The organism is Thermoflavifilum thermophilum, from assembly GCF_900116565.1.
In the GTDB taxonomy this organism is placed as follows: Bacteria; Bacteroidota; Bacteroidia; order Chitinophagales; family Chitinophagaceae; genus Thermoflavifilum; species Thermoflavifilum thermophilum.
The window spans coordinates 1,735,198-1,748,201 of record NZ_FPCJ01000001.1; the positions used below are offsets into that span (position 1 = coordinate 1,735,198).

Sequence of the window (13,004 nt, forward strand, 5' to 3'; positions counted from 1 at the left end):
ATTTTTTCATGGCATGCAAGGGCATAAGTTCATTCACAGATAATCCGCGCAGATGATTAACTCATGGCCAGACGTCCCTGTTTGATTTCTTCTACTACCGATGGGTCGAGCAGGGAGGTTGTATCGCCAAAGTTTTCCATTTCTCCTTCTGCAATTTTACGCAGGATACGGCGCATGATTTTACCGCTTCGGGTTTTGGGCAGATTTTTTACAAACTGAATCTTGTCGGGTTTTGCAATGGGGCCGATCACACGGGAAACGGTTTCCAGAATATCTTTTCGGGTTAATTCTGGATCATCCAGGTGGGTGCAAATCACGAAAGCATAAATACCCTGGCCTTTGATGGGATGCGGAAAGCCCACCACAGCGCTTTCCACCACATCGCTGTGCATGTTGATGGCATTTTCAATTTCTGCCGTGCCGATGCGATGGCCGCTTACATTCAGCACATCGTCCACGCGGCCGGTGATGCGGTAATAGCCATCTTTTTCACGAATGCAACCATCCCCCGTAAAATAATAACCGGGATAGGGATCAAAGTAGGTTTTGCGACAGCGTTCATGGTCACCCCAGGTGGTGCGGAACATGCCGGGCCAGGGAAATTTGATGCAAAGGTTGCCGGTAGCCTCGGTAGTTGGAATTTCCTGGCCCTTTTCGTCCATCACAGCTGGTTGCACGCCAGGCAGGGGAAGGGTGGCATAGGAAGGCCGCATAGGGGTTACGGTGGCTATAGGTGAAATCATGATTCCACCGGTTTCGGTTTGCCACCAGGTATCCACGATGGGGCAGCGTTTTTTGCCGATATGTTCGTAAAACCATTGCCAGGCTTCCTCGTTGATGGGTTCACCCACACTGCCCAGGACGCGCAGGGTATCGAGTTTTTTGTTTTTGACGAAATCCAGGCCGTGTGCCATCAACGAGCGGATGGCCGTAGGTGCGGTGTAGAGGATATTCACCCGGTGTTTGCCTACAATATCCCAGAAACGGCCTGCGTCGGGCCAGGTGGGTATGCCTTCAAACATAAGCGTGGTGGCACCGGCTGAAAGCGGGCCATAGAGAATGTAGCTATGACCTGTAACCCATCCGATATCGGCTGTACAGAAATAAATTTCGCCAGGTTGATAATTGAACACATTGACAAACGTGTAATTAGTATAAATCATGTAGCCTGCTGTGGTATGCAACACTCCTTTGGGTTTACCGGTGGAACCCGAGGTATAAAGGATATACAACGGATCTTCGGCATCCATTACTTCAGCAGGACATTTAGGATTCCCCTGGGTTTCCACGATTTTCAGTTCATCTTCCCACCACACGTCGCGTCCTTTGATCATGGATACCGGTGTGCGGGTGCGGGTATATACGATTACCCGTTTTACAGTCGGACATTGTACCAACGCATCATCTACAATTGATTTCAGGGGTACATCCTTGTTGCCGCGGAAAGCGCCATCGCAGGTAATCACAACCGAACACTGGGCATCATTGATCCGATCGGCAATGGATTGCGCTGAAAAACCTCCAAATACAACGGAATGAATAGCTCCTATGCGTGCACAGGCCAGCATGGCAATCGGCAGTTCGGGAATCATGCCCATGTAAATACACACCCGATCTCCTTTTTTTACCCCGTTGTTTTTCAAAACCTGGGCGAACTGGCAAACTTTATCGTACAGCTGCTGATAGGTGAGCACACGATAGTGTTCTTCCGGATCGTTGGGTTCCCAAATGATAGCAGGCTGCTGGCCGCGGAAGGGCAAATGCCGGTCCAGACAGTTTTCCGTGATATTCAGCTTGCCGTTGATAAACCATTTTACAATGGGTGCACCTGGACCTTTGAAATCCCATTCCAGTACACGATCCCATTTTTTATGCCAGGTAAAATGTGCTGCAATCTCAGCCCAGAATTCTTCCGGGTTTTCTACACTTTTTTGATACGCTTTCTGATAATCTTCAAATGTCCGGATCTGGTAGGGGTATGACATATGGAAACGGTTTTTTTAAACAAGGTTTTTGCAATTGACGGGATAAATTTAACCTTTTTCATAAAAAGCGAAAAATGACAAAGCTGTAGCTTTGCGCCATGGGTAAGCTTATGATGTATGTCGTGTGGATGGGATTATCCATGGGAGGGGCACTGAAACCTCCCACTGTAATTGGTTTTTCCGCTGATTATAATGCAACAGAGGAAGTGGTTCATCTGCACTGGATCACCCGCAATGCTCCAGCCGGTGAAAAGTTTATCATTCAGCGATCGTTGGATAGTGTGCATTTTGTGGCCATTGGCCAAACGATAAATGTCGGTGGTCAGGCCGTGCAACATTATTATTTTGACGATCCCAAACCCATTGGAGGAAAAATCTACTATCGGATAGCCGAACAAGACGCCAGTGGCAAATTTTATTATTCTTCAACCGCTACAATCAACAAGCCGGTTGCCTCGCTTATGATTGGCAATTTATATGTGGATAGCAGCCGGCAGGTGCATTTTGCCATTATTTCACCACAGGCTTCCATTGCCAATATCACGCTGGTTGATCTGAACGGCAAAATATGGCAGTCTTATCTGGTGAATTTAAAGCAGGGAAATAATTTGTTTGCCACTGATTTAAAGCATCTCACGCCCGGTATTTATTTCTTTCAGGTGAATGATAAAAAAGGCGGGGGTTCTGCTATGCTTCGTTTTGCAAAGGTGAATGATACAACCTACCGCTTATAATCATTCCTGGTAGTACACCCTTTTGACTCGTTGGGAAATGGTAGTCATCATTTCATAGGGGATGGTGTCGGCCCAGCGGGCCAGTTGCTGGATAGGCAATGCTTCGCCAAATACAATCACTTCATCTCCTTCTCTGACATCGGGGATGCCCGATACATCGAGCATCAGCATATCCATGCAAATCCATCCGATGGTGGGGGCCTGTTGGCCATGTACAAGCATCCAGGCTTTCCCATGGCTGAGTCGGCGCGGGTACCCATCGGCATAGCCGATGCGCACCGTGGCAATGGTGGTGGGCTTTTCTATCCTGGCGGCCCGGCCGTAGCCAACAGATTCGCCGGGCATCAGGTGTTTAATCTGTGCGATGGTGGTTTTGAGGGTTGCTACCGGCTGGAGTTGCTTCTGGATTTCCGGGTCGCTGTCCACACCATACAGACCTATGCCCAGCCGCACCATATCATATTGCCATTGCGGATGGCGATGGATGGCGGCACTGTTGCCCAGATGGCGTTTTACGCGATAGGGCAGAGCCTGTAAGATTTGCTGGCTCATGGATTCAAACAGCTCAGCTTGCTGGGTGGTGAAGCTGTCTTGTGCCGGATCTTCGCTGGCCGTAAAATGGCTAAACACGCTGGCTACACGAATGTACGGGTGCATCTGCAGCAAAGCTTCCACAAGAGCAGGCAACTGTGTCGGCTCAAAACCCAGCCGATGCATCCCGGTATCGAGCTTCAGATGAATCGGAAATCCGGACTGTTGTGCCTGTTGTACCTCCCGGACAAATTGCCTGAGTTGTGTAAGTGTAAAAATCTCCGGCTCCAGATTCCATTGAATCATGGCCTGAAAGCTTCCCGGCTCTGGATTCATCACCAAAATGGGCAGGCGAATGCCTCCCTTACGCAGGGCAATTCCTTCATCGGCATAGGCTACTGCCAGGTAATGCACGCCATGGTAGGCCAGCAGACTGGCTATCTCCACGCTGCCACTGCCATACGAAAAGGCTTTTACGACTGCCATCATCTGTACACCAGGTTTGAGAAAGCGCTGAAACAGCTTCAGGTTATGCACAATGGCCTGCAGATTGATTTCAAGAACAGTTTCATGCAGGCGCTGTTCCAGCAGCCGGCTGATTTTTTCAAAAGCAAATATTCTGGCACCTTTCAGTAAAATGGCTTCTTCCCGGAAATCATCGGGTGAGAAGGCCCGCATGAAGGCGGCCGTATCAGGATAAAAGCTGCCATTCAAATTCGGAATGCTTTCAAAAATATCTTGGTGTTCCATTAATCGTGGACCAATGCCAATCAATCGTTCCACACCTTTCTGCTGCATCTGCCCGGCAATCTGTTGATACAAATCTTGTTCATCGCGCCCGCTTTGCAACACATCACTCAGAATCACGGTTTTTTTCAGGCCGGATGATTGTTGCTGCAAAAAATCCAGCGCTATCGCCAGCGAATGCAGATCACTGTTGTAACTATCATTGATCACTATGCAACCGTTAATACCATGTTTGAGAAAAAGTCGCATTTCAACAGGCTGCAATCGGGAAATACGCTCCTGAATGGTATTCCAGTCGTATCCCATCCAGCACATCAGGCATACGCAATGCATGGCATTTTCAAAAGAACCATCATCCGTAAAAGGAATCTGCAACGCATGCATCTGATGCTGATCATAAATTTCTACTCGGATATGATGCAGATCTTTTGAAACGGAAGTTACCTGCAGGCGGGCTTTTTCACTTGTTGACCAATCGAATATTTCCAGCGGATGCTGGGCTGCACTTCTTTGCAATTGCAAATCTGCAACTGCCCGCTGAATCAACGGATAATCTTTCCGGTATATCAGCAATTGAACTTTTGTAAACAGCCGCATTTTCTCGGCTACTTTTTGTTCTATACCGGCAAATCCCTCCTGATGGGCATCTCCGATATTGGTGAAAATGCCAATGCTTGGTTGAATGATATCGGCCAGCTTACTCATTTCTCCCGGACGCGAAATGCCCGCTTCGAAAATAGCCAGCTGGTGTGTCTCTTCCATTTGCCATACCGAAAGAGGTACACCAATCTGTGAGTTATAGCTTTTCGGACTTCGGACGATATAATAATCTTTGGACAGCAATTGAAATAGCCATTCTTTTACAATTGTTTTCCCATTGCTGCCTGTAATGCCTATGACAGGGATCTGAAACCTGCTTCGGTGATAGGCCGCCAGCCTCTGCAACGCTGCAAGTGTATCTTGTACGAGAATAAAAGCTGCATCAGAAAATCTTTCAGCTGCAGGAGGATGGCTGATTAAAAAACAGCGGATTCCTTTGATGTAGGCATCTTCCATGAAATCATGCCCATCGCGGGTTTCACCTTTTAGTGCAATGAACAAAGTTTGTTCAGCATCCACCAGGGTGCGGCTGTCAATACATAACCGGGTAATGATGTATTGTGCATCCATGTAGCCTATGCAGGTTCCACCTGTTATGGCAGCTATTTGTTCCAGTGAATAGGCAGGCATAGCTTCAGGATTGTTTATTTCTGCCGGCTACCAGTATGGATATTCCAATGCTGATGCCTATGCAGCATACAATGACCAGCAAGGAAATATAAGTGGGAATATGCAGGTGCAACAATTCAGCCAGCATTTTCAAACCGATAAACACAAGAATCACGGAAACACCCTGCTGCAGATAAGCAAACCGGTTGACTGCACCTTGCAACAAAAAAAATAAGGAACGCAATCCCAGTACAGCAAAAATATTGGAAGTATAAACCACCAGTTTATGCTGGGAAATGGCCAGCACAGCCGGAATGGAATCCATCGCAAATACCACATCTGTGCCTGCCAGAATAGCTACTACCACGCCCAAACGGGATAATTTTTTTTTGCCGGATTCCCGGATAAAGAAATTACCCTCTGCATCCATGCTATCGCTTACCGGAAAATATTTTTTCAGAAAACGATAAATGCGATTTTCATCCGGTTTAAACTCCCGATCTTCTTTTGAAAAAAACATCTGAAAGCCGGTATAAACCAGAAAAGCACCGAACATGTACAAAATCCAATGAAACCGGCTAACCAGGCTGATACCTGCAAAGATGAAAAGAATGCGCAGCACAATAGCCATCAGAATACCCACCATCAATACACGGCCATAATGTTTCTCACCGATGTCAAACGCAGCGAAGATGAGAATGAATACAAAAATATTATCTACCGACAAAGACCATTCCATCAGATATGCGCTGTAATATTCAATAGCCAGTTCATGTCCGTTTTCAAACCACACCCATATCCCGAAAGCCAGCGACAGACTTACCCATAAAATCGTCTGCCAAACGGCCATTTGGATTGATACTTTTTTTCCTTTTTTGTTAATCAGCCCCAAATCAAAGATCAATGCAAAAAGCAGCACAATAGCAAAAAGCGAATAGGTGATAAGGGTATTTGACATAAGCCTTTATTTGAAGTGAACCGATTTTGTTCAAAGATAAATCAGATGCCGGTGAAATATGATTTTTTGCGAAACATCTGAAATGCAACTCCAATCAATATTCCAAAAGCAATTGGTACAAGGAAGTTAAGTGCCTGCCAGAGGTTTTTTTGCTGGTCAATGCGGGTTGTGTTCATGAGTCGCAGGATAAATGTTTTGTTCCGGCATTGCATGATGCCACTGGTGTCGGTCAGGTATTCCAGGCAATTGGCAAAAAATTGTGGATTGGCATATTGCACATGCGTATAAGCATTATTGCCCATGGGCAAAGGCCCTTCTCTGGCCGATATTTCATTCATGGCCATATCTCCGTCGCCCACCACAATCATGGCTGTTGGCACACTGCTGTCGGCTACCGGTTGGGGAAACACACGGTTCAGGCTATCCAGCGTCTGCTGATCAAGCCGGTTCATAAACATGGAGCGGAAACGGCCTTCCAGCAATACGGCAGCAGGGATGAACGGATGCTGAAACAAAGCCGGATCGGGCTTGATGCGCACGTCATTCCACGATACTTTTACCGGTGATCCTACGATGCGACTGTAAGCTGATGAACGAAGCAGGATGGTTTTGCGGATGCCGGGTGTGCCAACCGTATCCACACTGTTTACAAAATGTCCCAATACAGGATTCATGTTTTTAACGATAGGACTGTTGTCCGTGGGCGCAAGTAAAGGAAAATAAGGCCAGGGTACCAGCTGTATCTGAGGCTGATTGCCGGCATGGCCCACTACCAGCGGAATCATATCACATTGCAGATCCTGGATCAGATCAGGATTGATACGCACACCATAGGTAAAAAACAAATCCTCCAGATGCAGGTTTTTATCAAAAGCAATGAAACTGTTTTTATCCTTCAGGCTATCCATGGATGCATTTAAATCATCCACAAACCACAGGATTTTACCGCCATGCATGAGATATTGATCAATCTTCAGTTTTTCTGATGTGGTAAAAGGTTTTTCAGGCTTGATAAATACAATCGCTTTGAAATCCTGAGGAATGTAGGGATAATGATTCAACGGGATGGTATCAACCAGATAGTTTTTGGCCAGAATAGTCAATGCATCATTTATGCGCGGATCAAGGGGCTCGTCGTTGCCCAGCATGTAACCGATCAGGGGAGGATGGGTTTGCTGCAAATGATAAATAGCATTTGCAAATTTATATTCCAGCAAAGCTTCTGCATTGTTCAGCGAAGCCAGTGCATTATCAGCTATTTTGCTTTCAAGCAAATCAATCGTTCGTTCTTTGTTTCCGGTTTTAAGCACAGCCCCAGGAAAAATCAGTTTTTCAGAATAACCTTCAGCGGCACTGAGCTGTACCTGCAGGTTGTACGGAGTGATTCCTTTGGCTGTTAGCGAATCATATAACTTTGATCTAACCGAATCCGGGAAAGAAGAGGGATCAATGAAGCTATATTGTATGCGAGAGCCGGCATAATTGCGAAAGTTGTTGAGCAGATCCCGAATGCTTTCTGAGAGATGCCGGAAGCCAGCTGGTAATTTGCCACTCAGGTAAATCTGAATGCGGATGGGTTCGTGGATATGTTTCAGCAAACGGATGGTGGCAGGCGAAAGTGTAAAGCGTTTTTCAGCTGTTAAATCCCATCGGGTATGAACATAAACTGATGCCAGATTCAAACCGGAAAGAATCAATAACATGCCGAAAGCACGGCCCAGATATTTTTTCCACACAGATGAAGAAGTTGACTTTTGCATCAATCGGGCTTTTCAATCATCCGTTTAATTGAATGAATCTGTATTTCAAATTCAGATGCGTCAGATATAAGAAAAAGAAAATCACACTCAGAAAATAAATCACATCGCGGGTATCTATAACGCCCCGGCTGATGGATTGATAATGAAACTGAATGCCAATCATCTGCACGTAATAATCCAGCGTGCCCTGCCATGCCGGCAGATGACTGAGTGCATCAAAGCCGAAATAAAACAGGAAACCTACAAACAGGGCCAGCAGAAAGGCCACAATCGTATTGGACGTCAGCGAGGATGTCCATACACCCATGGCAGCAAAACTGCTTCCCAGCAACAGTAGGCCCACATACGATCCTGCAATGCCGCCGTTGTCCAGTGGAATACCCGGATCGGTAAAATGCCTGATGGTAACATAATACATAAGGGTTGGCAACAGCGCGATGATCATCAGTATCACACAAGCCAGATATTTCCCAAGGATAATCTGTGCATGGGTAAGCGGCTTGGTAAACAACAATTCCATGGTACCGCTGCGATATTCTTCAGCAAAGCTGCGCATGGTGAGTGCGGGAATGAAGAACAGAAAAAACCAGGGAGCCAGCGTGAATAATTCATCGAGCGTGGCGTAACCCGCATTCAACAGGCTGGTATCCGGGAAAATGAATAAAAACAATCCGCAAACTACCCAGAAGATAATCAGCGAAATATATCCCACCAGATGGCTGAGAAACTGGCTGATTTCTTTTTTCAGAATGGCCCGCATATCATAAACAACCGTGCAAGATAAGATTTATGCAGGTTTGGATATCTGTTTTCTGTCATTTTCACAAATCAGAAACAGGAAATGATTGTTGTGGTAAAGAGCTAACATGCTATTTTTGCCGAAACGCAAAAATCCATCCTCATGAAAAAGATTTTGTGGACTGGAGCTACTGCTGTGGTGCTGGGCCTGCTTGCAGCGTGTGGGGGCAATAGCAGCAACCAGTCAGCAGCCACGTCAGGTCCTGTCAGCAATGCATCTTCTGCAACAACCGCCACAGCTCCATCTGCCAGCACAGCTTCTTCAGCCAGCAGTGCGGTGGAAAAAGGGCAGGAATTGTTTCAGGCCAATTGTTCGGCCTGCCATCGCATCCATGAAAAGCTGATTGGACCCCCACTTGCAGGAGTTACCAAAATCCGCAGCAAGCAATGGCTCTACAACTGGATTCGCAATTCGCAGGCTGTGATCAACAGCGGCGATACGGCAGCCATCAACCTGTACAAGGAATACAACCAGGTGCAGATGACGCCTTTCCCCCAGCTTTCCAATGAAGACATTGACAATATCCTGGCCTATATTGATGCTCAATCGGGGCAGCAGTAAGTTCAGGTTTCAGTCGGCCTGACGAAGACGTTCGATGGCATTGCCGATCAACTGAATGCTGTATTGCAGTTCTTCTTCTGTGGTAAAGCGTCCTACGGAGATGCGCAGGCTGCTGAAAGCCTCTTCGTCGCTCATGCCCATGGCTTTCAGTACATGGCTGGGTTGGCCTGTAGCACTGCTGCAGGCAGAGCCGGCCGATAATGCTATTTCTGCAGCCAACGCAGGAATCAAGACGCGCGAGGGTATGCCCGGAGTATGTACGTGGGTTACATGGGGTAATCGGGGTTCCGTGCTGCCATGAATGATGCATCCCGCTGCTACCAAAGCTTTTTCCAGTCGGTCACGCAGTTGCTGCAACCGCAGATATTCTGTTTCCCGGTGTTGCATGACCAATTCGGCTGCTTTCCCAAAACCCACAATGGCAGGCACATTCAGCGTACCGGATCGCATTCCCTTTTCCTGACCACCACCGTGTAGCAAAGGTACCAGCTGCAGCCGGCGCCCCAGGAAGCGTTTGCGCACATATAAAGCTCCCGCTCCCTTGGGGCCATACATCTTATGAGCGCTGATCGCCATCAGATCAATACCATCTTTTTCCACATCCATGGGCAGGATGCCCGCTGCCTGGGTAGCATCCGTAAGAAAAGGAATGCCATATCTGTGCGCTATTTCAGAAATGGATTTTACCGGATGCAACACGCCGGTTTCATTGTTGGCGTACATCAGGCAAATGAGTAGGGTTTGATCGGTTATGGCATTTTTAAGTTCTTCCAGATCCAATTTCCCGTTTGCATTTACAGAAAGATAGGTAACTTTTGCTCCCCGGTATTGTTCCAGAAACCGCATCGTATCCAACACAGCATGATGCTCGGTGGTGCAGGTTATCAGATGATTGCCTTTTGCATGATAATGGGTAAACAGGCCCTGAATGGCCAGATTCAAGGCCTCCGTGGCTCCGCTGGTAAACAGGATTTCATCAGGTGAGGCATGAATAAGCTCCGCAATTTGTTCACGGGCTATTTGCACAGCCTCGGCAGCTTCCCAGCCATAGCGGTGACTGGCCGAAGAGGCATTGCCAAAATGGGTGGTAAAAAAGGGCAGCATGGCTTCCACTACAGCCGGATCGCAGGGTGTGGTAGCACAATAATCTAGATAAATCGGTTTGCGGTTGGCCATGGGTGTTGGATTATTTATCAGACAAGCTTATGGGTTTTGCAGAAAGCCTATACAGCAAATTTCTTTTTTATTTTCAAAGCACACATTTTCCCATGGCATGTGGCAGTTGGATAGTTGGATGTGGTTAAATGAATTTTGTTTCAATGTTTTACAAAAAAGCAATTTTTGTTTTACTGATTGGTGATTCAGATCGGGAATATCCGCAAGGCATTGGCTGTGGTAATGCGTGCTATCTCACTCTCGTGCAAATCATACAAAGATGAAAGCGTCTGGGCAATATAGGGAATTCGGCTGCTTTCATTTCTTTTTCCGCGAAAAGGTACGGGCGATAAATAAGGTGCATCTGTTTCCAGTACAATGTGTGCCGGTGGTATCTGGCTGATGGTTTCCCGCAGGGCTGTGCTTTTTGGAAAAGTAATCACTCCACCTATGCCCAGTGCAAATCCCAGATCAATGATTTGTTTAGCCTGCTCAATAGTTCCGGTGAAACAATGAAATACGCCCTTTAATTGTCCGCGTTGTATGTTTTTTATTTCCTGAATGCAATCGTCCAAGGAAGAACGACTATGAACGGATACGGGCAAATGCCATTCTCCGGCCCAGTGCAACTGTGTACGAAATGCTTCCAGCTGTTCTGCACGATAGGTGAGGTCCCAATAATAATCGAGTCCGATTTCACCCACGGCAATGAATTTGTTTTCATCGAATTGCTTTGCAATGATTTGCAATTGTTTTTTTACCTCTCGATTGACTGAGCAGGGATGCAATCCCATCATGGCTTTGCAGCAATCGGCATACTGTGTTGCACATGCATACAGAGACTGCAGGCTGTTTTCATCAATGTTGGGTAACAACATATATTTCACGCCTGTCTGTAAGGCTCTTTGAATCACTGCATCGCGATCCGCATCAAATTCCGGAAGAAACAAATGCGTGTGCGTATCTATCCATTCCATTTACAAACTGATTTTTTGATAGGGCAAAGCTTTCATGGCCCATCCTTTTTTTTCGAAATAAGCCAATACGCGCGGGAGTGTATATTCCAGGCGTGGCCGTGCTTTTTCACTATCATGAAATACAATCACAGAACCGGGTCGTGTTTTAAACAATACTTTCTCTGTACAATCTTGTGGTGAAAGGGATGTATCAAAATCACCGCTTAACACATCCCACATCACGACCCGCATTTCGGGCAATTGTTGTTTGATTTTGCGGTACAACCAGGGTGTAATGTGCCCGTATGGCGGGCGGAACAAATGGCTGTTGATATGCACAGCTGCCAGCATTACATTATCCACATATTTCTGTGCAGACACATTCCATCCATCAAGATGATCGTAGGTGTGATTGCCAATGCTGTGTTCTTCTATGAAGATCTGTTGATATACATCCGGATATTTCACTACCCGATGACCAATACAAAAAAAGGTAGCATGTGCATGATATTTCCTGAGTTGTTCCAGTACAAACGGTGTAATTTCCGGATGAGGTCCGTCATCAAACGTTAGATACACAGCGGGTTGAGCCTCTTTTACATCCCATATCCAATTGGGAAACATGGATTTGATCCAGAAAGGTGTGCGTGTCCAATACATCATACCTCACTTTATCATATGCATTTGCAGACAAATTCAATCAGATTAAACCCTGTTGGCAATTGTTTATTTGGATTTTCCTTCTTAAAGGATGATTCCAAACAAACACGATATCATGTTCGCCATACCACACATGAACTTATTCCAACGCAAATACCACGTTCACGGATGATTGAATTTTGATTTTTTCAAAATCAATTTGCGGAAGTGGTTCTGCTTCCTGGCCCTGTACATAAGTTCTTACAGACATTTTCATCTCATTGGCTTGCAAGGGCATGATAGGGCCGGCACCAGTTTCTACGATATGAATGGCCTTGCCAATATTTTGATGCAAAGGCATTACCATGGCTCTGGCTTTGGTATATGCATCTTCAATGGCTCTGGCAAGCATTTTATTTCTTACCTGTTCTTTTTTCGAATAATCTGCATGATCCAAAGATATATTTGAAATGCCCATATCTTGCAGCCGGATGAGCACTTGCGTGGCTTCAACAGCTGTAGATACTCTCAGCATATAGTCTTTGGATTTTAAGATTTGTTTGCCTCTTAGAAAATAAGATTGAAAGTTACTTGCCAGATCGCTGGTAAACAGATTTTTTTCCGGATCAATACCCAGAGATTTGAGTGCATCCACCATTTTCCTTTCCAGATCTTCTACCGATGTTTTGCCTTTGGTATCGGCTTCTGAAATCTGGATGTGCAGATAAATTTCATCGGGCGTAACCGAAGTGTCTGCCATACCTGAAACTTCCAGATAGGGTTGATCAATGAAATTTTTATTCTGGGCTTGAACCGATGTGATGACAGATAAACTGCAGATTCCTGCCATGGCAATCCACATAAATAGTTTGTATAACATAGAAAAATCAATTTTCAAAAACATGTTGTGTGTTCGTTCTCCCGAAGTTAAGAGATCTTCTTGAAAAACACGGATTCAGATATTCTGCGA

11 protein-coding genes are annotated in these 13,004 nt (G+C 46.0%); 2 read left to right on the plus strand and 9 right to left on the minus strand.

The window, feature by feature from the left end; all coding sequences use genetic code 11:
* Positions 1–56: 56 nt before the first annotated feature.
* A complete protein-coding gene (gene acs / locus BM367_RS07400; RefSeq protein WP_092459424.1) occupies positions 57–1,985 on the minus strand; it encodes an acetate--CoA ligase in 1,929 nt (642 codons plus the stop codon).
* Positions 1,986–2,083: 98 nt separating this feature from the next.
* Here acs and BM367_RS07405 point away from each other — a divergent pair, with 98 nt between their 5' ends.
* A complete protein-coding gene (locus BM367_RS07405; protein ID WP_092459426.1) occupies positions 2,084–2,719 on the plus strand; it encodes a T9SS type A sorting domain-containing protein in 636 nt (211 codons plus the stop codon).
* On the opposite strand, the gene BM367_RS07410 is transcribed toward BM367_RS07405, so the two are convergent.
* Genes BM367_RS07410 through gldF form a run of 4 tightly spaced genes read right to left on the minus strand, consistent with a single transcriptional unit; the run spans position 2,720 to position 8,684 of the window.
* Positions 2,720–5,227, minus strand: coding sequence for a bifunctional UDP-N-acetylmuramoyl-tripeptide:D-alanyl-D-alanine ligase/alanine racemase (locus BM367_RS07410; protein ID WP_092459428.1), 2,508 nt, complete (start codon positions 5,225–5,227; stop codon positions 2,720–2,722).
* A gap of 4 nt (positions 5,228–5,231) precedes the next feature.
* Positions 5,232–6,164 carry a TerC/Alx family metal homeostasis membrane protein gene (locus BM367_RS07415; RefSeq protein ID WP_092459430.1) on the minus strand — a complete coding sequence of 311 codons (933 nt, stop codon included), beginning with the start codon at positions 6,162–6,164 and terminating at the stop codon, positions 5,232–5,234.
* 41 nt (positions 6,165–6,205) lie between these two features.
* Positions 6,206–7,924: a gliding motility-associated ABC transporter substrate-binding protein GldG gene (gene gldG / locus BM367_RS07420; RefSeq protein WP_092459432.1), complete on the minus strand. Its 1,719-nt coding sequence runs from the start codon at positions 7,922–7,924 to the stop codon at positions 6,206–6,208.
* A 16-nt stretch (positions 7,925–7,940) separates the two neighbouring features.
* Positions 7,941–8,684 (minus strand): gliding motility-associated ABC transporter permease subunit GldF, encoded by a 744-nt coding sequence (gene gldF / locus BM367_RS07425; protein ID WP_092459434.1) that lies wholly within the window; start codon positions 8,682–8,684, stop codon positions 7,941–7,943.
* A gap of 141 nt (positions 8,685–8,825) precedes the next feature.
* Between gldF and BM367_RS07430 the strand changes: the two genes are divergently transcribed.
* Positions 8,826–9,284: a c-type cytochrome gene (locus BM367_RS07430; protein WP_092459436.1), complete on the plus strand. Its 459-nt coding sequence runs from the start codon at positions 8,826–8,828 to the stop codon at positions 9,282–9,284.
* A 9-nt stretch (positions 9,285–9,293) separates the two neighbouring features.
* On the opposite strand, the gene BM367_RS07435 is transcribed toward BM367_RS07430, so the two are convergent.
* The 4 genes from BM367_RS07435 to BM367_RS07455 form a co-directional block, all read right to left on the minus strand.
* Positions 9,294–10,460, minus strand: a complete 1,167-nt coding sequence (locus BM367_RS07435) for a cysteine desulfurase family protein (protein WP_092459438.1) — start codon at positions 10,458–10,460, stop codon at positions 9,294–9,296.
* A gap of 185 nt (positions 10,461–10,645) precedes the next feature.
* Positions 10,646–11,416 carry a TatD family hydrolase gene (locus BM367_RS07445; RefSeq protein ID WP_092459442.1) on the minus strand — a complete coding sequence of 257 codons (771 nt, stop codon included), beginning with the start codon at positions 11,414–11,416 and terminating at the stop codon, positions 10,646–10,648.
* Positions 11,417–12,058 (minus strand): polysaccharide deacetylase family protein, encoded by a 642-nt coding sequence (locus tag BM367_RS07450; protein ID WP_092459444.1) that lies wholly within the window; start codon positions 12,056–12,058, stop codon positions 11,417–11,419.
* 136 nt (positions 12,059–12,194) lie between these two features.
* Entirely contained in the window at positions 12,195–12,914 is a 720-nt protein-coding gene (locus BM367_RS07455; protein WP_177224150.1) for an SIMPL domain-containing protein, read from the minus strand.
* Positions 12,915–13,004 lie beyond the last annotated feature (90 nt).